Consider the following 20,673-nt stretch of genomic DNA (forward strand, 5'->3'; position numbering starts at 1 on the left):
TGCCGGGAACGCCCGTTGGTTATTGCTGGCAGGGCCGAGAAATGTCCGACTTGAACCAGGTCTGGCTTGCCTTGCCGATGGAGCCATCGGCGACGAGTTCACAGAGCGCCCTGTCGATGCGAGCCTTCAGCTCGGTGTTTTCCTGGGCGATTCCAACGCCAATCCCTTCACCCAACGTCGGATCGGACGAACTGGGAACGTTGAGGTCGATCAACTGAAATTCTTTACCTTCGGGCTTGTTCAGGAAATCGTCGAGCGCCGATCGATCTGCGAAGGCGGCGTCAATACGGCCGCTGGCAATATCGATCTGCATCTGGTCGAGCGTGTCGTAGGTTTTTAGATCGGCGTCTGGCACTTTCTTTTCGAGATAGTGCGCATGGGTCGTGCCAGCCTGCACACCGACCTTCTTTCCGTCCAGCGCTTTGATAAGGTCGTTAAGGTCGGTAATTCCGACAAGGGACGATGTTCTTGGGACGACGAACATGTTGGCCAGTTCGGCATAGCCGATGGAGAAGTTGATCTCCTTCTTGCGGTCCTCGGTGATCGACATGCCCGAAATGATGATGTCGAAACGCTTGGCCTTCAGCGCCGGAATGAGGCCGTCAAAGGCCTGCACGACGAACTGGCACTTCATCTCCAGCTTGGCGCAGAGCAGGTTGCCGACATCGGCATCGAAGCCAGTGACGTTGCCGACGGCATCGGCCATGCTCCACGGCGGATAGGCGCCTTCCGTTCCAATCGATAATTCGCCCTCCGCGGCCTGCGCCGTCGTGAGGCCGGTGGCAAAGAGCGTTGCGAGCAACAGACTTTTCAGCTTCATGTTTTGGTTCCCCATGTTGAGCTTCGTTGTTGAGCGGGTAGGGCGGGGCTGTCAGAACGTCCGGGCCAGGAACTGGCGCATGCGTTCGGAGCGAGGATTGGTGAAAACCTCCGCCGGGGCACCCTCTTCCTCCACCTTTCCCTGATGGAGGAAGAGGATCTTGTGCGAGACCTCGCGCGCGAACTGCATTTCGTGCGTCACGAGGATCATCGTGTTTCCTTCTTCGGCCAGGTGCCGGATCACCCGCAGCACCTCGCCGACCAGCTCGGGATCGAGCGCGGAGGTCGGTTCGTCGAGCAGGATGAGCTTGGGGCGCATGGCAAGCGTGCGGGCGATCGCGGCACGCTGCTGCTGGCCGCCTGAAAGCTGTCCGGGATATTGGGCGTGCTTGTCTGAGAGGCCGACTTTCTTCAGCAGCGCATGAGCGTGGTCGATGGCTGCCGCCCGCTCTTCTTTCAATACGTGCAGCGGCGCCTCGACGATGTTTTCGAGCACGGTCATGTGCGGCCAGAGATTGAAGTTCTGGAATACCATGCCGACCCGCGAGCGGATGCGTTCGACCTGCCGCATGTCCGCTGGAACGGCGCTGCCGTCCGCCGCCCTTCTCAATCGGATTTCCTCACCGTCGATGACTATGCGGCCGTCGTTCGGCTGTTCCAGCAGGTTGAGGCAGCGCAGGAAGGTGCTCTTGCCGGAGCCGGAAGAGCCGATCATCGACACGACCTCGCCGGGCTGGGCCGTCAGGCTGACACCGTTGAGCACAGTGAGCGGGCCGAAACGCTTGCGGATGTCCTGCACTTCCAGCGCCGGCCGTTCGCTGGCACGCGGGGTTGAAGCTTCCGCGTCCCGCACGACGGAGACGGCGGAAGCAGCGGACAGGGATTTTTCCTCGCCGGCGCCGCCGACCGCCTTCAGGTCGGTAAAGGCGCGGTCGAAATGACGCAGCGCCGTCGCGAGGCAGGTGCCCTGCCAGTCGGCATCCTCGGGGATGAAGGCGGCGACCAAGGCCTGCTTGATCCTTGCCCCCAGCGGCGAGTCGACCTTGCCGAACAGGTGAAGCCAGTTGTCCGCCTGCACCGCGTCTGAAACGGTGGCGCCGTCCAACGTACCGCATTCGACGACCAGCGGCAGGACGCGCGCCTTCGGCACGGCGGTTCTCACGGCGGCCGAAACATAGCCGGTCGCCGTCGCGGCGATTCCGGTATCCGTCTTGGCATTCGTGCCGGTCACAACGACGGAGAGCGCCGGGCCAAAAATCTGCCGTCCCCAGTCGAGCCCGTCATGCTCGCTTTCGGCGACCGACAGCAGGGCAGGAAAGCCATAGGGGCCGGCGCCGGTATGCAGGTCGAAGACGACGATCTGTTCGGCCTGCCGCGCGAAGGTCGAGAGGATCTCGTTGAGCGTGCGGTTAGACCAGACGGGGCCGTCGCCGCCATAGAAGAGGCCGTCCGGGAAATCGTACTGGCCGGCCTCGATGATCGGGGCGAGGCCGGCATACCCGCCATGCTGCTGCTTGGCGGCCTTGAAGGCTTCTTGCGCCCGCTCTCGCTCCGGCCCTTCCCAGGCGCGGCAGACCAGCGCATCGTGAAGGGCGGCATAACGCTCGTTTTTCGGCGTGCCTTTCTGCCAGTCGATAAAATTGCGGTTGAGATCGACATTGTCCTCGTTGACCCGGCGCTGCCAGGCCGTTCCCCAGGGATTGATGAGATGGATCGCAAGGACGGCGGTGTCGTCGGGAAGTTGCCACGGCGAATTTTGCGTCAGCCAGGCGGTTTGGCAGGCCGAGCCGAAGGCGCCTTCCACCCCATGCGTGCCCGAGATCAGGACAAGCAGCTTTTCCGCGTCGTTGCGCCCAAGATAGGCGACGTCGGTTGCCAGGCGCTCGCCACTCGGTCCGTGCAGTGGGTGCAGATATTCGACGAGATCGGCGCCTGCCTGCCGCGCGGCGGCCAGAAAGCGGGCGCGGAGCGCGGAAAAGTCACCGGCGAACAGGCTGGTTGGCGTCGAAGGGGACATGCGACAGTGCTCCCGGTTTGTCGTGTGCAGAATTGCGTTTCCGCTCATTGTTCGTTCCCGTGGGCCGTGGGCCGTGGGCCGTGGTCCGGTCCCTGTTTTGTTTGGTGAGGGGACGCCCGGCGTCACCCCATGACGAAAGCGCGAAGCGCGTCGAGAAAACGGTCGTTGTCGGACGGCGTGCCGATCGTCACGCGGATGAAGCTTTCAAAGCCCTTTTCTTTCCAAGGCTTGACGACGATGCCCCCCGATAGGAAGTGATCCATCGCCGCCTCGCTGTCCCGGCGCACGTCGAGGAACAGGAAATTCGTCTGCGAGCGCGCTGCCGTCAGGCCCATTGCGGTAATGGCATCGGCCACACGCATGCGCTCGGCCTTCAGCCGCGTCACAGAGGCCGTCATCCACGCCTCATCCTGAAGGGCGGCGACTGCCGCGACCTGTGCCGCGGCATTGACGTTGAACGGCGTCTTGGCGGCGGTCATGGCGCGCGCGAGCCGTGCATCCGAGGTCACGGCATAGCCGACCCGCAGCCCCGCCAGTCCATAGGCCTTTGAGAAGGTGCGCAGCACCACGAAGGACAGGGGCGAGGTGGAGAGTACGGCGAGGCCATCCGGCAGCTCGTCATCGGTAAATTCGAAATAGGCCTCGTCCAGCACCAGAAGCGTTTCCGGACGAACCGCCGCGACGATGCGGTCGAGGCTGTCGCGGTCGAGCGCCGGGCCGACCGGATTGGAGGGAGAGGACAGGAAGAAGATAGTCGGCGCCCGTTCGAGCACGGCGAGGATCTCCGGAATGTCGAAATCGAGGTTCGCCCGCATCGCGACCTTCTCGATAACGGCGCCATTGGCGAGTGCTTCTATCTCGTGAAGGCCGAAGCCGGGACAGACGGTGGCGACGACGGCGCCGGGCCGCAGGACCGCCCGGCAAACGGCCGCGATCATTTCTTCCGAACCGTTGCCGACGACGATACGGTCCGTAGTGAGCCCGAGTTTCTCGCCGAGTGCAGCGCGCAATGCCGTGCAGGCGGGATCGGAATACCGCGCCGGATTGAGGCCGGCGAGCGCCGCCGCGACTTTCGGAGAGCAGCCATCCGGGTTCTCGTTGCTGGCGAGCGCCGCGATATCCTCGAAGCCGCTGCGCTGCCTTGCTGCGGCGATATTCATCCCGGCATTGTAAGGCGGCAGACCGACAACATGCGGATTTAGCGGGAGCTCGGTGTGAAGCGGATTTGTCATGAGGCCTCCTTGGATGAATGCGGGATCAGGCGCTGCCTGGGTCAGAGATCGAGCACGACAGAGGATTTCGGGCGGGTACAGCACAGCAGCACCCGGTTGGCCGGCAGGTCGTCGAGCGGGTCCTCGAAATAGTCGACCTCGCCGGAGAAGAGGCCTTGCTCGCAGGTTCCGCACACGCCTGCCCGGCAGGAGAAGGCGGGCTCGATCCCCTGCGCTTCCAGGAAGGCGAGGATGGAATCGCTATTGCCGTCCCAGGCAAAGCTGCGCCCCGATTTTTTGAGGACAATCTGCACGCCGCGGCCGTTGACCGCCACCGGCGCGGGCGGTGCCTTCAGAGCGGTCGTCTCGTCCTCCGCCGTTAGCAGGCTCGCCGGACCGAAGAATTCATAGGCGATGCGTTCCCTGCGCACGCCAAGTTCGGTCAGGATGCCGTAAAGCGCCTGCATGAAGGGTGGCGGGCCGCACATGTAGACGTCGTAGTCGTCGAGCGGCAAAAGGCTCTGCAGTGTGGTGCGGGACAGGAAGCCCGTCGAATGGCAGCGCGCGCAGTTCTCGGTGAAGCGATAGCAAAAATGGGCGGTGATCCCGGTACGCAACGAGGCGAGCGTCTCCACCTCGCCGCGCAGGGCATGCACTTCGGCGCTGTCACAGGCATGGATGAACCAAACGGGCCGCTCGCTTTCCCGCGCCAGCACATTCAGCATCGAGACCGTCGGTGTGAGCCCGACGCCGCCGGACAGCAGGACCACGGGCCGTGTGCTGGCCGTATCGAGCTTGAAGCCACCGCGCGGCGTGTCGATCTCTATGACGGCGCCGGGCTCGACCACGTCATGCAGCCAGCAGGAACTAAGGCCCTGTGGCACCTCGTCGGACGGGGCTGCCTCGCGCTTCACCGTGATCCTGTAGATGCCTTCCTCGCGGGGCGAAGATGAGACGGTATAGTTGCGCAAAACATGGCCGCCCTGACCATCCGGAACGCGTAGCGTGAGGAACTGCCCGGCCTCGAATGACCGCCAGTGGCTGCCATCGAGCGGCGCGAGATGGAAGGAGGTGATGGTGGCGCTTTCGCGCACCTTCGAGACGACCTCGAATGGGCGGAAGCGCGAAGCCGCGGCGTCGTTCATCCGGGGCAGTCCTTATTCTGCGGCGGCGGTGGCAGGAGCTTGCGCCTCGGCGGCGATCATCTGCGCCAGCTTGCGGCGGAAGCGCATCGGTCCAACATCGATCTTCAGGTCGAGGTTAGGCGTCTGTTTGTTGGCCATGCCGTGATGGACGGCCTCCAGCACCACACGGTCCTCCTCGAAGGCCCCACGCACGGATTTGGCGAAGCGCACCGAGACTTCGGCATCATCGGGCGCGAAATTGCGCATCTGGAACCAATAGTACTTGGTCCGGTTCTTATCGACCGGCGTCATGAAGTTGTAGCTGTCCATGAGGAAGGTGTCTTCCGGTAGTGCGCGGCCTTCCCCGCCTGTATGAGCCGGTGCGAAGATGGCCTTGATGATCGCATTGCTTGGGTAGCGGACCTCATAATGCTGCTTACGGTCGGTATTGCCCTTGAATTGAAGGAAGGGCGCATAGAAGGGCGCCGGCTCGGAGTCGATCATCCAGCGCCAAACGGTCACGCCATCATCCTTCACGGTCGTCTCCAGCGGCGTTTCCTCGCAGGCCGAACTTGCGAAGGACGACTGATGTACCCAGGCGACATGGGACGGATCGAGCAGATTGTCCGTCATGTAGAGATAGTTGCAGTTGAGCGTCATCGACTCGCCGCGATTGATGCCCCAGGCGGGATCGTCGAAATGCTCCACCTCGAATATATCCTTCGGGTCAGCCTTTGCGGCATCGCCCATCCAGACCCAGAGCAATCCGTAGCGCTCATGAATCGGGTAGGAGCGCACCTTGGCGACGTGTGGGATACGCTCGGCGCCGGGCACGCGGGTGCAGGTGCCGGAACAGTCGAAGGTCAGGCCGTGATAGCCGCACTCGACATCGTCGCCCTTAATTCGACCCATCGAAAGCGGAAGCTTGCGATGGGGACAGGCATCTTCCAACGCAGCCGGCTGACCATCCTGCAGGCGGTAAAGGACGATGTTCTCGCCGAGCATTGTGACCGGTTTCAACTCGCGGCCAACTTCATGATCCCAGGCTGCGACGTACCATGCATTCTTGAGAAACATCCTGCTCTCCTTGCGTTTTGCTAAGGCAATGTTCTCAGTTTTTTTGATGCCAACAAGTTGCCAGTACCTGCATTCTATTTTAGAAAATCTAAATTGGACGCCGAAGTGAGAGTGCGTGACATGTCGAATCCATCCCTGCGGGGCCTGCAGGCTTTCGAAGCTATAGGCCGCTGCGGCACGGTTAGCGCGGCTGCGGAGGACCTCGGTGTGTCTCCTGGTGCGGTCAGCCAGCTCGTGCGCAATCTGGAGCAATGTCTTGGATTGACGCTACTGGAGCGCCGGGGGCGGCGGGTGGAACTGTCGACCTGGGGACGGCTTTATTACCGCGAGGTCGCGAAGGGGTTTCAGCAGCTCTCCCATGCTGCCAACGTTCTGACGCGTGCCAGGAACGAGAGCGCAATCGTGCTCAGCGCGCTGTCATCCGTTGCGAGCCGGTGGCTCAGCCGTAAAATCTTCGATTGGCAAGCCCTCTGTCCGGACTCAAACGTCCGAATTCTCGGCCAGGAGCAAGAACCGCGGCTCGGCATCGAAGAGGTGGATTTCCGTATCACTTACGGTCGACGTTCCCACGTGCATGAGCACGTCGCACATTTGTTCACCGACTGGGTCGTCCCCGCCTGTTCGCCTGCGCTGATCTCCAACCGCGTCCCCCAGCGCCCGCAGGACATCCTGACGTTTCCGCTCCTCAATGTGGAATGGGAGGCCGACTACAAGGCTTCGCCGCAATGGCAGGATTGGGCGAAGCTGATCTCAGCCGACGGGCATCAGACCTTCTCCGGTCTCTCCTTCACGCTATCGAGCAGCGCCATCGATGCGGCCGCAAACGGGAGAGGTTTCGTGCTTGCGCAGCTTTCGATGGTTCAGGAGGAGGTTGCCGCGGGCACGCTGATCGTCCCGTTCGACATCCGCATGCGCTTGCCCGAAAGCTATTACCTGGCTTGGGACAGGACCACCCTTGAAAAGCCGTTCGGGCAGAGATTTCACAAATGGTTGGTGGGTGTCGCGAAGCAACAGGACGCGATTTCTGCTCCAAGTTTGAGCCCCGGAGAGGCTGCGAGATCGAAACGCACGGACACAGTTCAAGCAGGGTTTCAGCAGGGTGGCGATGGAAGGCAGTTGCCAAGCGGGGCAATCGAACCCTAACAACGCCCTCCTCTCTGCATTCGGTTGGAAGATGATTGCAGGATGGTCTGCGCTGCGGAGGCACCCGCGGACGAGCCACCAAGGCGCGGCGAGCTGATCAGTGACCAGGTTTCTGAACGAGCTGGTGGTAGCCACGGCATCAGCGCGTCGATTTCTGAGCTCGGCCAGCCGTTGGCAATGCGCTCGGGGGTCTGGGTGAGCCAGGCAAGCGGATCGACGTCATTCATCTTTGCCAAGATCACACGACAGCAGGCGTTTCGACGCAGCCTCGGTGGGGGTGCGGACATTCTTTGCCGCAGCACCGTAGCCGCTCATTCCGAAAAACACCGCCGCAGTTTAGCTGCGGCGGTGTTCTGTAGGCGCTGCACTGTTTTCACGAACAGCCCAGCTTCGCGGGCGGTATCCGCCTCGGCGCTTCGGCTTCAGCCGGACCGTGCAAGGTCCCACTCGAGCCGATGTACATCCTTTTGCAGCCGCGCGTGAGATCGGTTCGGCATCACAGAAGCTGTGGGTCGGTACACAGGTTGGGCAGGCGTCGCGGCGCCGTCGTCGCCGAGAATACCTTGATAATAGTCGCCATCGTAGGGGCCGCTCGAGGAAATGCTGCGGTCCTCGTGCCCGTGATGTTCGGCTGCGAAAGCGCCGCCTGCGGCCAGTGACAGGGCGATTACTGCCATTGCGGATGTCTTGATAAACGAGCGCATTTTAACGTCTCCTAAAATTGGGGAAGCATGAGCTTCCAGTCGGGCTGTCTCATACTGCGTGTCGCGACTTTCGTCGCTAGTAGTATTCAGCCTCAAAATGATAATACGTCCCGCTATGTCGATAGTCATCTTAATAATAATTAATATTGTCTGCCACCATCTCGACGAAATGTTCGTAGTATACTCCACCGCGTATGGGTGATATTCGAACAGTGTGCATAGAACTACTGGCGATATATTCGAGGTTAATAAAATTCAATTCTCCATAGAGAATTTTATATCGTGCAGTGCAAGACTGTAAGCTATGTCGTGCATTTTCACGCATGCGTCTTCATGCATGCGTCAGATTGGATGGTTTGAACAGCGCCACGGTGAGCAGCGATTACCGGGCGACAAGACGATGGATGCTCTCCTTCTGTGCTCAATAGAGGTCTCCCATACTCGCTATTCCGGCCGGCTTTCCGCAGCCGCACCTTCCTCGATGCGCTGCAGGTGGCTCGCCAGTTCAGCTAGTTGGTCGCGTATCTGCAGGATCTCTTTACGGCGCAGTTCATCGAGTTTGTCGTGCAGCGCCAAAATCTCGATCTCGGCCTTGAGATTGACCTGATAATCGTGTGCGGCATCCAGGCGGTCGCGCGCTGCCTGTCGGTTCTGCGACATCATGATCACCGGCGCCTGAAGTGCTGCGAGCATCGACAGTACGAGGTTGAGCAGAATGTAAGGATAGGGATCGAACTGGTCACGCCCGAGCAGCAGGCTGTTTCCGACGGTCCACAGCAACAGAAATGCGAAGGCGGCGAAGATGAACGTCCACGAGCCACCTACCCGGGCGATTTCGTCGGCCACGCGTTCGCCAAATGTCAGCTCCCTGTCATAGGCCTCGTTGCGGTCGGTAGAAACCGCGCGCTTTTCGAGGGCGCTTCGCAGCACCCTTTGCTCAAGTTCGCTGAGGTCGCCGGGATCCTCGTCCAGCCAGCGGTCCGCCAGTTCGGCGATGGTCTTGTTTTGCATTCTCATCTCCGCGCTTCGAAGTAGCGATGTCAATCGCGGCAGGAGAGCACTTTGACACGGCATGCACTCCTCAAGCCGTGTCAGTCGGCGCCCTTTCCAGCGAGGTCGAAGATCCGAACACCGTCTTCTTCGGCCGCCGGCTCGATCCAGAGCGAAAACTCGCAATCTATCGCCATGCATTCAAAATTCCTGCTCCGAGAGATCAGGTGCACGATCGAAACCGCATGAGGCATGCCAAGGTCTCGGAGCCGCTGCACCTCTGCATCCTGTCTTGCGTGCAACGGCAATTGCTCGAACGGTTTGACGACCGCTCGCCTCAGCCTATGCAACTCCTGGAAATGATCGGTGCTGAACCGCGTTCGACTTGAGAACGCAATGTGCTTTCGACGTTCCTCGACCTCGATAGCGTCGCCGGGCAATTCTCCGCGCGCATCGAAGAGGTCCACCTGGAACACGAGCGTATCCCGCTTAGGCCCCTCGTCGAGAACATGGACGAGAGGGGTGTTGGAGATCAGGCCGCCATCCCAATAGAACTCGCCGTCGATACAGATGGCAGGGAAGCCGGGGTGAAGCGCTCCGCTGGCCATCACATGATCGGCGGTGATCGCGCGCTCGGCACTGTCGAAGTAGATGCCATTGCCCGTGCTGACGCTGACCGCGCCCAGAGAAAGGCGAGTCCTGCCGGCGTTGATGCGACCGAAGTCCACGAGCTCCTCCAACGTTTCGCGCAACGCGCTCGTGTCATAGACGCTGACGACATCCGGGGAGCGTCGTTGCAGCCATGCTGCGGGAGGCAGGCGCGGCTGGAACAAGCCGGGTTGCCCGGCGAGTACCGATGCACCGCTGCTGACCGCGTTGAAGAACCGGCGCGCAGTCGTGTCCCATGCCGGGGCGGGCCAGGTAAAGGCGCAGGTGGTGCGCTCCCAGAACGCCTTCAGGCGAGGCAGACGATCCTTGGGTTCATTGCCGGCAATGAACGCCGCATTGATCGTGCCGATCGAGACGCCGCAGACCCAATCGGGCTCGCAGCCGTGCTCCGAGAGGATTTGATAGACGCCGGCCTGGTATGCGCCAAGAGCGCCTCCGCCCTGAAGGACGAGTGCGGCCGGGCCGTATCCGTTCTTTTGGCGGTTGAGTTTCCGGATGTCTGAAGCTCGCATGATCGCTCCTGTCGGCAGTAGGGCCTCATCAAGGCAAAGCAAGCCACGTGCCAGCACGGCAACTCATTGATTCCACGAGCGTTCGCCCTCACTCAGGCGCCTGCGCCCGTCATGATTGGGGGATTGCGCCCACGTCATGGGTGACCACGACCCGCCTCGGAGGGCCCGTGTGCAGGCGCTTCGGGCATTGTCGCGGCTGAGGACAGCCGGTTCGTCTGCGAGCCGCGCAAACCGCGAGAGAGGCTCGCGATGAGCACGGCAAGGATCGCAGTAACGAAGATCCCGTCGAATGTTCCGGCGCCACCTATCGAGGCGACGGGGGCGCCCAGACCTTGCAGATTTCCGAGATTGAGCAGGTCCGCCCCGGCGAGGCTGCCGAGGCTGCCGCCGACGTAAGCAAGCGGCGCCGCATATTGTCGGGAAAGCAGCAGAGCCACGAGGCCGGTGCTGATCGCGGGAACGAACACCGGCAACGCAATGCCGAGACCGGGCACCGGTGTAGCGAGCCAGTGGCAGACCCCGGCGACGAAGGCGGTTGCCAGCAAGCCGCGGCCCCACAGCCCATTTTTCGAAAGCAGATAGATCGACATTAATATCGGGATCAGCGCCCCGCCGACATTCACCGCGATGATGGTCCCAGGCCAATCGACGACGACTGGCACGACGTAACGCATACCGAAGTAATCCACCACCCGGCCGGAGAGGACTTCCTGACCAGGCAATTCCGCCAGAGGAAGATTGAGGTAGCTGCCGAGAAGTGACCCCAGGAGAAGGAGCAGCGCAGCGTGGGCGCTGATTCCGAGGCGTGTATACGCATATTGCAACACTCCGAGCTGAATCAGCGCCACCAGAACAAGGAACGACAGCGCCAGGACGGAAAAAAGGGGCGCAGGAAGAGGGAGGTAGTGAAGTTGACTCAAACGCATCGAAGGCTCCTGATATTGGGGCGAGTGTTCTGTTGGAATGGCCGGCACCGATTTGCCTCCATTCAACGGCTATCGCGCGCGGGCAACCGCAGCGGTCCACCGCAGCGATGCAAGCAAGTGCCGCGCCAGTGGGCTAAGCTTTTGTCTGGGTTAAGCTATTGGAGCGGGACCGTAGAGTGGAAGGTGGATAACCACCACTCATCGGTGGCTTGCGTTCGCTCTCAGCGCGTCGTGTTCTGCCGCCGCAGGCCATAGCGAGCCATGCGGTAGCGCAGCGTTTCGCGCGTGAGACCGAGCCTGCGCGCTGCCCCCATGACGTTTTGGCCTTCGCGCTGCAGGGCCGACTCCACGATCAACTTCTCCATGGCATCGAATGTCATCGAACCGTCCAAAGGAAGCGAGATGACGTCGCTTGAAGTCATTATGCTCGCCAAGGCACCGCCCGGCGCAATCTGCAGCCATTCGCCCGGCAGCTCTTCGCCTGTGGAAAGAAGCACCGACCGCTCCACCACATTGCGCAGTTCGCGGACGTTTCCGGGCCAGTCGTATGCGGCAAGGAGCGTACGCACGGATTCAGGAACGCGTTTAACCCGCTTGCCGGCAATCGCGTTGAACTCACGAATGAAACCATCGACGATCTCGTCGATGTCCGCCTTGCGGGCCCGCAATGGCGGCAGATCGAGCTGAAAGACGCTGAGCCGGTGATAGAGATCTGCCCGAAATGCCTTTTCGGCCACGAGTTCCGGTAGATTTCGATTGCTCGCTGCCACGACATGCACGTCGACCGGTATCATCCGCTCGCCGCCGACTCGGCGGATCGCCTTGTCCTCGAGCGCCTTCAGGAGCTTTGCCTGAAGATCAAGATTGAGGTCACCGATCTCGTCGAGAAACAGCGTGCCTTCACTCGCCTGTTCCATGAAGCCGCGATGGCTGCTCTTCGCTCCGGTAAAGGCACCGGCCTCATGGCCGAAAAGTTCGGACTCCACGAGGTCGCGCGGCATGGCCGCGCAGTTAACTTCAACGAGCGGGCCGTCGGCGCGCGTACCGCTGTGATGCAGGATTCGCGCCGCAAGGCCTTTGCCGGTGCCGGTCTCTCCTGAGATGATGATACTGCTGAGTGGGATCTGGCACAGCCTTTCCAGCGTATCGCGTACGCGCGCGGCATCCTTGCTGCGACCGATGAAAGCCGCCGGGCTATAGCGATTGCGCTGCTGCGCTGCTTCGTCGGCGATCCGCCTCTGGGCCCGTGCGCCGCGCCGCGCTGCGCCAACGATGCGCTCGAGCCGCTCGCGATCCATCGGTTTGGTCAGAAAGTCGAAGGCGCCGAGATTTTTCGCTCGCTCGGCATCCGGCGCCTCGCCGAAACCAGTGAGAAAGATCCATTCCCGGCCATCGCCCTCGCCGCGGGCGCGCTCCAACAGGTCAAGCGCGTTGCCGTCGGGCAAGTGCAGATCCGACAGCACGACGAGCCCTTCATAGCCGGACCCGAAGACGAAAGAGCCCGCTTCCTCGAGGCTGCGCACGAGGCGTGTCCTCCAGCCCACGCGCTCGAAATGTCGTTTGAGGTCGATGCCGAGCATAGCGTCGTCCTCGATGATCAGAAGCTCGTCACTCATTGGACCTCGATTTTCATCCTGGCTATGGCTCGCTCACGCTAACCCTTACAGGACTGGTTGAAAACCACCAAACTGGTTGACGTGGCCCAGCAGCGAACCAGCAGGCGATCCACGCCGACCGATTCACTCAAACAGCGAAGGCCCCGCAGACGCCGGTTTCCCTGGAAGAGCGGATCGAAAGCCCCGATCCTCGCTGTTGGCCCGTTCTTTGATTGGTGATCAGCATCCGGGGCGGCGACGCGGATGCGCGCGCCGCCCCAGAAAAACCCACGCGCCGGGTCTGCACCGCATGATCTCGAGCGCCGCCGTATCAAGTCGGTGCCGCAACTAACCGTCCAGGGACAGGAGGAAGACATGCCCATGCTATCGGATCTGCGCTCACTGACCTCGCCGCAGCGCACCGTCATCGTCGCGAGTTTTCTTGGCTGGACGCTCGATGCGTTCGACTTCTTCATCCTTGTCTTTGTCATGAAGTATGTGGCTGAGGAGTTCGGGACCGACATTGCACGCGTCACCATCGCTCTTACGCTTACGCTCGCCATGCGTCCCTTGGGAGCGCTCATCTTCGGCTACGCCGCCGACCGCTTTGGCCGCCGGCCGACACTGATGGTCAATATCCTCCTCTATTCGGCGCTCGAATTCGCGTCCGGTTTCGCGCCGAGCTTGACCGTTCTCATCATCCTGCGAGCGCTCTATGGCATCGCGATGGGGGGCGAATGGGGCGTCGGAGCGTCGCTGACGATGGAGACGATCCCGCCGAAGACGCGTGGCCTCGTTTCCGGGCTCCTGCAGGCCGGCTACCCTGCCGGCTATCTCCTCGCCTCTCTCGCCTTCTTCCTGCTTTTCCCGCTGGTTGGCTGGCGGGGTATGTTCATGATCGGCGCGCTGCCTGCACTCGTCGTGTTCTATGTCCGCTCGAACATCGACGAATCGCCCGTCTTCCTGGCGCGCCGCCAAAAGCCCGGTCGGAGCGCATTCTGGCGCATATTGCGGCGGCATGCGGGGTTGACGATCTATACGGTCCTCCTGATGACAGCCTTCAACTTCTTTAGCCACGGCACGCAGGATCTCTACCCAACTTTCCTCGAGGTGCAGCAAAAGTTCTCGACTACCACCGTTGGAACGATCGCAGTTGTCTACAATGGCGGCGCGATCTTCGGCGGCATCACCTTCGGTCTCCTGTCGGAGAGGATCGGCCGCCGGCGCGCCATCGTGCTCGCAGCCCTGCTTGCCATTCCCGTTATTCCGCTCTGGGTGTACTCATCCGCTCCGCTGCTGCTGGCGGCCGGCGCCTTCCTCATGCAGTTCGCCGTCCAGGGCGCATGGGGCATCATTCCCGCGCATCTCAATGAACTCTCGCCCGATGACATCCGCGGCACGTTTCCGGGTTTCACTTACCAACTGGGCAACCTCCTCGCCTCCGCCAATGCCACCCTGCAGGCGGGGCTCGCCGAGCGCTATAACGGTGACTATGCTTTCGCCCTTGCAGCCGTCGTCGGCGTCGTCGCCGTGGCTGTCGCGCTGCTGGCCGGCTTCGGTGTGGAGGCGAAAGGAGTCGAATTCGGAAGGGCGCAGGATAATAATATAGGCGGGGATAGCGGCTGGCTGGAAAGAGACCCCGTTGTATCGCCCTGATCGTGGAGCCGGTTACGAACATGTTTGCTGTGCCTAATGCCCGGGCGGGTGCCAACTTGATGTCGAGGCTTTCGCGTTTCCTCGCCGCCAGCCAGCCCTCTCTTCTGGCGCTCGGGTTTGCGATTCTCGTGATGATCAGCGGAACGTCCGTATGGCTGGTCGCCCAGGCGCGCGGCGATTCCAAGCAGGTGATCTGGACGCTCAATGCCAAGGAAAAACTTCTTAACCTGCAAGGGCAGGTCTGGCGGGCCGAAAGCGATCAGCTCGGATTGTTGCTCACCGGAGCCGAGCGCTATCGGGAGGCCTTTCTCGCCGACGTGGAGGCCGTAAAAAATGCGCTGGCTGAAGCCAAGGCGGCCCTATCTGGTACCGTCGGCGAAGAGGGCCGCCTGCCGCTCGTCGCAAAGCTCGACGCGGCCGTGACGGCGGAGCTCGCTCTTCTCGAAGAGGCCGTTGCCAAACGGGAAGACGGCGATATTGACCGTTCCCCCTCTGTTGGAAGTGACGCGCTGGTGCAGTCGCGAGCTGATGATATTAGGATAAATATCGCGCAGCTTGTCCGGCACGAACAGCAGTTGCTGTCACAGGTGATCGGCGCTTCGCAGAGCACTGCGCACTTGCTCCTGGTCGCCAGCCTTTTCGGCGCATCGCTCATCATCGCCCTGGCGGCGACGTCGGTGGCCCTGGTGCGTCACTCGACGAGCCGGCTGAAGACCGCCCAGAGAGCGCTGGAAGAGGCAAACGAGTCCCTGGAAGTCACGGTGGCGAAACGCACTGCCGAACTACGGGAAGCCAACGAGGAAATCCAGCACTTTGCCCATATCATCAGTCACGACCTGCGCTCGCCGCTCGTCAACATCATGGGCTTTACGGGTGAGCTGGAAGTGCTGCGCAAGGAGCTCTTCGGACGCATTTCCCTGCTCAGGGCACGCCTCGAAGTCGACCCGGAACCGGATGAGCGGCTTGCGCAGGAATTTGATGAAGCGCTTGGCTTCATCAAGAACTCGATCGCGCGCATGGATCGGCTGATCAAGGCCATTCTCAAGCTCACCCGCGAGGGCCGCCGCGAGCTCCGCCTGGAACTGATCGACATGAGGGAACTGGCCCGATCGGCGGCCGACGGCTTTAGCTATCAGGCCCAGGAGGCCAGTGCCTCAATCACCATCGAGCCCCTGCCGCCCTGCATCGGCGACCGCCTTGCTCTCGAGCAGGTTTTCGCCAATCTCCTGGAGAACGCCTTGAAGTACCTGCGCGACGACACGCCCGGCCGGATTCGGGTGACCGGTCGAGCGACGACGTCGGATGTCGTCTACGAAGTGCATGACAACGGACGGGGCATCGATGCCAAGGATCGAGAACGTATCTTCGAGATATTCCGACGCTCGGGCCCTCAGGACCGTCCTGGGGAGGGGATTGGCCTCACATATGTACGCACTCTTGTCCGTCGCCTCGGCGGCGCCATTACCGTCCGTTCCGATCCTGGCCGCGGCAGCACCTTCACGGTGACGCTGCCGCGCCGCAGGGCGGGTGCTTTGCCGGAGAAAAACCCATGACCACGCACGTCACGATCGTCATGATCGAGGATGATGAGGGCCACGCGCGCCTCATCGAGAAAAACATCAGGCGGGCCGGTGTACGCAACGAGATTGTCGCGTTCCGCGACGGCACGAGCGCGATTGCCTATCTGTTCGGCGGGGATGAAGCGGGTAACCCGCATGCCGGCCGGGCACTGCTGATACTGCTCGACCTCAACCTGCCTGACATGACGGGCGTCGACATCTTGAAACGCATCAAGGCAGACGAGCATCTGAAGCGCTCGCCGGTGGTGATATTGACGACGACGGACGATCAAGATGAGATCAAGCGATGCTATGATCTTGGCTGCAACGTCTACATCACCAAGCCGGTCGAATATGAAAGCTTCGCCCATTCCATACGGCAATTGGGGCTCTTTTTCTCTGTCATCCAAGTGGCGGAGAATTCTTGATGACGCTGATCCGGCTCCTTTACATAGACGACGATCCTGCCCTTCGGCGCCTGGTCAGTAAGGAGTTCGAGCGGCACGGCTACATTGTCCGGCTTGCAAACACAGGGGAGGAGGGGCTTCACAGCTTACGCGCGGGCGACATCGATGTCGTGGCGCTCGACCATTACATGCCGGGCCAGGATGGGCTTCAAACGCTCGCTTCCATCCGCGCTGATCCCGATGCGCCGCCGGTGGTCTATGTGACCGGCTCGGAGGAGGGTCGGGTGGCGATTGCGGCACTGAAGGCAGGCGCGGCAGACTACGTCATCAAAGATGTCGGTGGCGAATTTCTCGCGCTGTTACGGGTAGCGATCGAGGGCGCCCTGGCTCAAGCGAAGCTGCGGCGCGAGAAGGAGGAAGCGGAAGCCGAAGTACGAGCAGCGCGCGACCGATTCGAGGCGCTTGCGGCCGAGAGAGCCGTGCTGCTTCGCGAAGTGAACCACCGGGTCGGCAACAGCCTACAACTCGTCTCGTCCTTCCTCCTGATGCAAAGCGACATGAGCCACGATCCCCATGTAAAGGCGGCGCTCGCCTCCGCCTATGGCCGCGTGCTTGCCATCGCCCAGGTGCACAAACGCCTCTACACGTCCGACGATGTGCGCACGGTCGCGCTCGACAACTATCTCCATGCGCTCATCGCAGACATCGGCGCTTCCGCTCCCGACGGGAACGGCTGGCTTTCGCTTGCGGCCGACCCGGCCGCGATAGACCCGGACCATGCCGTGGCAGTCGGCATTATCGTCACCGAATTGATCATCAATGCGATGAAACACGCATATCCTTCCGGTGAGGGTCCCGTTCGCGTTGCCCTGCATGCGCCGGCGGGAGGCGGCGTTCGCCTTTGCGTCGAGGACGATGGAATAGGCCGATCGCATTCCGCAGAGAGTTCCACAGGGCTTGGACAACTCATCATCGAGGCGATGGCGGTGAAGCTCGGAGCCGTGGTCACGATCGACGCAAGCGACCGCGGCACGCGGGTCGTTGTCGATTTTAGGGGAGCCGAGGCCACGCGAGTGGTGGATTAGCCTGATCGAGTGGTTGATATCCACTGCTAATCGCTCAAAAGTCGGAAAACATCGAATAAAATCAATCATCTAGTACCTGGCACGCGGTGTGCATAGCCCCTGATGACCGTGATCGGCAAGAAGCGGTTGAACGGATCAGGAGTAGACGCACTGGCCCGAGGGACTTCAGCTGAGAGGCTGCCTCTGGCCCTTGTAGATCTCAGTCCAGCGGAGTCGCATCCACTTCGACTTACGAGAAGGAAACACGTTATGACCACATCTCAAAAAGCCCAGAACTCACGAGCCCGCCGCCTGGCGACGGCCCTGGCCGCGCTTTCCTCCGTCTCCGTGCTGAGTCTCGCGACGATCGTGATGGAACCGGTCGCGCTGCAGCATCCGAATGCGTTCGGCTGGAACGCTGCTGCGCAGGCGGCGACACCGCCGGCCGCGGCCGAGCCGGGCGATTTCGCCGATATTGTCGCGCGGGTAAAGCCTGCCGTCATTTCCGTAAGGGTGGAGCTCGACGGAACGCAACAGACCGCCGACGAGGGTCAAGACGGCTCTCCCGATAGCGGCGGCGGTGGCGGGGTAATGATCGGCCAGGGCTCCGGCTTCTTCATCTCGGCCAACGGCTACGCCATTACCAACAACCACGTCGTTGATCATGCGAAACTGGTCGAGGTCACGACCAATGACGGGCAGAATTACAGCGCAAAGGTCGTCGGCACCGATCCGAAGACCGACCTCGCCTTGATCAAGGTGGAGGGCAACGATTTTCCGCATGTCAATTTTGCCGCCAAGCGCCCGCGTGTCGGCAACTGGGTGATCGCCATCGGCAATCCCTACGGCCTGGGCGGTACCGTGACGGCCGGCATCGTTTCCGCCGAGGGGCGCGACATCGGCGCCGGTCCCTATGATGACTTCATCCAGATCGACGCACCGATCAACCGAGGCAATTCGGGCGGGCCGGCCTTCGACGTCAATGGCGATGTGATCGGCGTCAATACGGCGATCTTCTCGCCCTCCGGCGGCTCGGTCGGAATCGGCTTCGACATTCCTGCCGATACCGTGAAGGCCGTGATCGCCGAGTTGAAGGACAAGGGTCATGTCACGCGCGGCTGGCTCGGCATCCAGCAACAGCAGATCACCCCGGACATCGCCGACAGTCTCGGCCTGAAGCAGGCCAAGGGTGCGCTCGTCGACGAGGCCGAGCCGAATGGCCCGGCCGCGAAGGCTGGTCTGAAGCCTGGCGATGTCATCACCGCCGTCGACGGCACGGCGATCAATGACCCGCGCGAGCTGGCGCAGCAGATCGCCAGGATGGCGCCGGGCAGTTCAGCCACCTTGAGCGTGCTGCGCAATGGCGCGACGCAGGACATCTCGCTGACCCTCGGAACGATGCCCGCCGAGCGTGCTCCCCAGGTTGTCGCAGCAAACGACAGCCGCAGCGTACCGCCGAGCGAGCAGAATCTTGGTGTTCTGATTGCTCCGGCAAGCAAGGTCGCTGGTCCCGGCCAGAAAGGCATGGTCATCGTCGCCGTCGATCCGAATGGCGAGGCCGCACAACATGGTCTCTCCGCCGGCGACATCATTCTCGACGTCGGCGGCAAGGCAGTGTCAAGTGCCAATGATTTCCGCCACGACCTGATGTCGCTTCGCAAGGAAGGCAAGTCTGCTGCGCTTGTGCGCGTTCAGTCGGGCGGTACCACCCATTTCATCGCCTTGCCACTCGACCAGGCGTGAGCGAGTGGCCAGCTCATTCATGACGGGCCGAACTAGGGCGCTCGTTAGTTGTTCTGGATTGAAGGGACTCCAGGAGGCGCAGCCCGCCCCACATGCGGGCTGCACCACGCGGTTCTTCTGGGATGGAGCGGTGTCCACAGCTTTGCGGGATCGGCGCGTGTTTCCAAATCCATGGGCGGGTGCTCCTCGAGAGCGGCGAAGATGTTCGCCTCGCGTCTCACTCGCGGAAAAGCGGAGTGCATGTAATGTATAGAGGGTTTGTCGCAGCCATAGTCGCTCTTGGATGCACCTTAGCGGGGGTCGTCGTGTCGCCGGTCGTTTCGAAAATGCCGGCATTTGCGCTGTCGAAAGTCCATGCCAATGCGAGTGACGAGCCCTCCGCCGGGCCCAACGGCGCGGCGGGCAAAGGGGCCGGCGGCTCCCTAGGTGCTGCAACGGCTGTCGAGGTTGCCGAGGCCAAGACGGAAGCCTTTCCCGTCGTCGTCAGCACCTTCGCCAATGTCGAGGCTCCGGAGACCGTGACGGTAAACGCGCGGGTCTCGAGCCAAATCACCGAGATCCACGTCACGGACGGACAGGTTGTCAAGGCGGGCGATCTGCTGTTTTCGCTCGACGACCGCGCCCTGAAGGCTGCGCGCGACCGTGACCAAGCCATATTGGCGAAGGACACCGCCCTCTTGACCGATGCCGGAATAGAACTCGATCGGGCACGAACGCTGCGCGACGACAGGAGCGGCACGCAGCAGGCCTATGATACGGCGCTTGCCGCGCAGCAATCCGCCAAGGCGACCGTCGACGCCGACCAGGCGACCGTCGAGGCAGACAAGGTGGCGCTCAGCTATACGAGCATCCGCGCCCCTATAAACGGCCGGCTCGGTGCCGTCCAGGTGACGGTCGGCGATCTCGTCGGCACTTCCGGCAGCGGCTCGCCGACAAGCCTCGTCACCATCACCTCCGTCGATCCGATCGAAGTCGCCTTCCATTTGCCGGAGGAATATCTGCAGAGTTTCAAGGCGCGGCTCGATGCCGGTTCCCCGCCGCAGGTCAAGGCGCGGCTCAGCGGTAGCGGCGAGGTCATCGGCGCGGGCGTGCTCGACTTCATCGATTCCGCCGTCGATACGGCAACGGGGACGGTGATGATGCGCGCCAAATTCGGCAATGGCGACCAGAAGCTGTGGCCCGGGCAATATCTCGAGGTCGATATCGAGCAAGAGACCCTGCCGCAGGCCACGGTCGTTCCCGCCGTTGCGATCCAGGCCAGCCAGAAAGGCGACTTCGTCTACCGCATCACCCCCGAAGACACCATCGAGGTTCGCCCGGTCGTCGTCGCGGCCAATGACGGGCAGGAGGCTGCGATCAGTTCCGGTCTTGCGGCCGGCGACACGGTGGTGACGGAAGGCCAGAACAATCTGAAGGCCGGGGACAAGGCGCGGATCGCCGGGAAGCGGTGAATTGGC

16 protein-coding genes and 2 pseudogenes are annotated in these 20,673 nt (G+C 61.9%); 7 read left to right on the forward strand and 11 right to left on the reverse strand.

The window, feature by feature from the left end:
- Nucleotides 1–19: 19 nt before the first annotated feature.
- The 5 genes from BHD07_RS12400 to BHD07_RS12420 form a co-directional block, all read right to left on the reverse strand.
- Complete coding sequence (locus BHD07_RS12400; RefSeq protein WP_338280423.1) at nucleotides 20–820, reverse strand: transporter substrate-binding domain-containing protein; 801 nt, start codon at nucleotides 818–820, stop codon at nucleotides 20–22.
- A gap of 51 nt (nucleotides 821–871) precedes the next feature.
- Nucleotides 872–2,836: a DUF2817 domain-containing protein gene (locus BHD07_RS12405; protein ID WP_338280425.1), complete on the reverse strand. Its 1,965-nt coding sequence runs from the start codon at nucleotides 2,834–2,836 to the stop codon at nucleotides 872–874.
- 122 nt (nucleotides 2,837–2,958) lie between these two features.
- Nucleotides 2,959–4,068, reverse strand: a complete 1,110-nt coding sequence (gene hisC / locus BHD07_RS12410) for a histidinol-phosphate transaminase (RefSeq protein ID WP_338280427.1) — start codon at nucleotides 4,066–4,068, stop codon at nucleotides 2,959–2,961.
- 41 nt (nucleotides 4,069–4,109) lie between these two features.
- The gene (locus tag BHD07_RS12415) at nucleotides 4,110–5,192 is read right to left on the reverse strand and encodes an FAD-binding oxidoreductase (protein WP_338280428.1); all 1,083 of its coding nucleotides are present in this window, start codon (nucleotides 5,190–5,192) and stop codon (nucleotides 4,110–4,112) included.
- Between the two features lie 12 nt (nucleotides 5,193–5,204).
- Complete coding sequence (locus tag BHD07_RS12420; RefSeq protein ID WP_338280430.1) at nucleotides 5,205–6,248, reverse strand: aromatic ring-hydroxylating dioxygenase subunit alpha; 1,044 nt, start codon at nucleotides 6,246–6,248, stop codon at nucleotides 5,205–5,207.
- Nucleotides 6,249–6,368: 120 nt separating this feature from the next.
- Between BHD07_RS12420 and BHD07_RS12425 the strand changes: the two genes are divergently transcribed.
- On the forward strand, nucleotides 6,369–7,391 hold the full coding sequence (locus BHD07_RS12425) for a LysR substrate-binding domain-containing protein (protein WP_338280431.1): 1,023 nt from the start codon (nucleotides 6,369–6,371) through the stop codon (nucleotides 7,389–7,391).
- A 131-nt stretch (nucleotides 7,392–7,522) separates the two neighbouring features.
- Here the strand turns inward: BHD07_RS12425 and BHD07_RS12430 are convergent.
- The 6 genes and pseudogenes from BHD07_RS12430 to BHD07_RS12455 form a co-directional block, all read right to left on the reverse strand.
- Nucleotides 7,523–7,624, reverse strand: a pseudogene (locus BHD07_RS12430) (transposase domain-containing protein); the annotation flags it as partial.
- A 189-nt stretch (nucleotides 7,625–7,813) separates the two neighbouring features.
- Nucleotides 7,814–8,095: a hypothetical protein gene (locus BHD07_RS12435; RefSeq protein ID WP_338280433.1), complete on the reverse strand. Its 282-nt coding sequence runs from the start codon at nucleotides 8,093–8,095 to the stop codon at nucleotides 7,814–7,816.
- Nucleotides 8,096–8,539: 444 nt separating this feature from the next.
- Complete coding sequence (locus BHD07_RS12440; protein ID WP_338280435.1) at nucleotides 8,540–9,106, reverse strand: DUF1003 domain-containing protein; 567 nt, start codon at nucleotides 9,104–9,106, stop codon at nucleotides 8,540–8,542.
- Between the two features lie 80 nt (nucleotides 9,107–9,186).
- A complete protein-coding gene (locus tag BHD07_RS12445) occupies nucleotides 9,187–10,266 on the reverse strand; it encodes a patatin-like phospholipase family protein (RefSeq protein WP_338280437.1) in 1,080 nt (359 codons plus the stop codon).
- 134 nt (nucleotides 10,267–10,400) lie between these two features.
- On the reverse strand, nucleotides 10,401–11,192 hold the full coding sequence (locus tag BHD07_RS12450) for a DUF1614 domain-containing protein (RefSeq protein ID WP_338280935.1): 792 nt from the start codon (nucleotides 11,190–11,192) through the stop codon (nucleotides 10,401–10,403).
- 221 nt (nucleotides 11,193–11,413) lie between these two features.
- Nucleotides 11,414–12,808 carry a sigma-54-dependent transcriptional regulator gene (locus BHD07_RS12455; RefSeq protein ID WP_338280438.1) on the reverse strand — a complete coding sequence of 465 codons (1,395 nt, stop codon included), beginning with the start codon at nucleotides 12,806–12,808 and terminating at the stop codon, nucleotides 11,414–11,416.
- A 354-nt stretch (nucleotides 12,809–13,162) separates the two neighbouring features.
- On the opposite strand from BHD07_RS12455, the gene BHD07_RS12460 reads away from it, so the two are divergent.
- From BHD07_RS12460 to BHD07_RS12485, 6 genes and pseudogenes are all read left to right on the forward strand, one after another.
- Nucleotides 13,163–14,443, forward strand: coding sequence for an MFS transporter (locus tag BHD07_RS12460; protein WP_338280440.1), 1,281 nt, complete (start codon nucleotides 13,163–13,165; stop codon nucleotides 14,441–14,443).
- 56 nt (nucleotides 14,444–14,499) lie between these two features.
- Nucleotides 14,500–16,030: pseudogene (locus BHD07_RS12465) on the forward strand (sensor histidine kinase).
- A complete protein-coding gene (locus tag BHD07_RS12470; protein ID WP_338280442.1) occupies nucleotides 15,993–16,430 on the forward strand; it encodes a response regulator in 438 nt (145 codons plus the stop codon). Before BHD07_RS12465 ends, BHD07_RS12470 begins: the two are co-directional and overlap by 38 nt.
- On the forward strand, nucleotides 16,430–17,494 hold the full coding sequence (locus tag BHD07_RS12475) for a sensor histidine kinase (protein ID WP_338280443.1): 1,065 nt from the start codon (nucleotides 16,430–16,432) through the stop codon (nucleotides 17,492–17,494). The genes BHD07_RS12470 and BHD07_RS12475 overlap by 1 nt, the downstream gene beginning before the upstream one ends.
- Nucleotides 17,495–17,743: 249 nt before the next feature.
- Entirely contained in the window at nucleotides 17,744–19,216 is a 1,473-nt protein-coding gene (locus tag BHD07_RS12480) for a trypsin-like peptidase domain-containing protein (protein ID WP_338280445.1), read from the forward strand.
- A gap of 245 nt (nucleotides 19,217–19,461) precedes the next feature.
- The gene (locus BHD07_RS12485) at nucleotides 19,462–20,667 is read left to right on the forward strand and encodes an efflux RND transporter periplasmic adaptor subunit (RefSeq protein WP_338280447.1); all 1,206 of its coding nucleotides are present in this window, start codon (nucleotides 19,462–19,464) and stop codon (nucleotides 20,665–20,667) included.
- Nucleotides 20,668–20,673: the final 6 nt, after the last annotated feature.

It is taken from the genome of Sinorhizobium sp. KGO-5 (assembly GCF_036245905.1).
GTDB classification, from domain to species: domain Bacteria; phylum Pseudomonadota; class Alphaproteobacteria; order Rhizobiales; family Rhizobiaceae; genus Sinorhizobium; species Sinorhizobium meliloti_A.

Excerpts from the sequence above, each read along its gene's own strand:
- hisC (WP_338280427.1), bottom strand. The coding sequence starts at position 4,068 with ATGACAAATCCGCTTCACACCGAGCTCCCGCTAAATCCGCATGTTGTC.
- BHD07_RS12420 (WP_338280430.1), bottom strand. The coding sequence starts at position 6,248 with ATGTTTCTCAAGAATGCATGGTACGTCGCAGCCTGGGATCATGAAGTT.
- BHD07_RS12405 (WP_338280425.1), bottom strand. The coding sequence starts at position 2,836 with ATGTCCCCTTCGACGCCAACCAGCCTGTTCGCCGGTGACTTTTCCGCG.
- BHD07_RS12485 (WP_338280447.1), top strand. The coding sequence starts at position 19,462 with ATGTATAGAGGGTTTGTCGCAGCCATAGTCGCTCTTGGATGCACCTTA.
- BHD07_RS12445 (WP_338280437.1), bottom strand. The coding sequence starts at position 10,266 with ATGCGAGCTTCAGACATCCGGAAACTCAACCGCCAAAAGAACGGATAC.
- BHD07_RS12475 (WP_338280443.1), top strand. The coding sequence starts at position 16,430 with ATGACGCTGATCCGGCTCCTTTACATAGACGACGATCCTGCCCTTCGG.
- BHD07_RS12415 (WP_338280428.1), bottom strand. The coding sequence starts at position 5,192 with ATGAACGACGCCGCGGCTTCGCGCTTCCGCCCATTCGAGGTCGTCTCG.
- BHD07_RS12460 (WP_338280440.1), top strand. The coding sequence starts at position 13,163 with ATGCCCATGCTATCGGATCTGCGCTCACTGACCTCGCCGCAGCGCACC.
- BHD07_RS12450 (WP_338280935.1), bottom strand. The coding sequence starts at position 11,192 with ATGCGTTTGAGTCAACTTCACTACCTCCCTCTTCCTGCGCCCCTTTTT.
- BHD07_RS12400 (WP_338280423.1), bottom strand. The coding sequence starts at position 820 with ATGAAGCTGAAAAGTCTGTTGCTCGCAACGCTCTTTGCCACCGGCCTC.
- BHD07_RS12455 (WP_338280438.1), bottom strand. The coding sequence starts at position 12,808 with ATGAGTGACGAGCTTCTGATCATCGAGGACGACGCTATGCTCGGCATC.
- BHD07_RS12425 (WP_338280431.1), top strand. The coding sequence starts at position 6,369 with ATGTCGAATCCATCCCTGCGGGGCCTGCAGGCTTTCGAAGCTATAGGC.
- BHD07_RS12470 (WP_338280442.1), top strand. The coding sequence starts at position 15,993 with ATGACCACGCACGTCACGATCGTCATGATCGAGGATGATGAGGGCCAC.
- BHD07_RS12480 (WP_338280445.1), top strand. The coding sequence starts at position 17,744 with ATGACCACATCTCAAAAAGCCCAGAACTCACGAGCCCGCCGCCTGGCG.
- BHD07_RS12440 (WP_338280435.1), bottom strand. The coding sequence starts at position 9,106 with ATGCAAAACAAGACCATCGCCGAACTGGCGGACCGCTGGCTGGACGAG.
- BHD07_RS12435 (WP_338280433.1), bottom strand. The coding sequence starts at position 8,095 with ATGCGCTCGTTTATCAAGACATCCGCAATGGCAGTAATCGCCCTGTCA.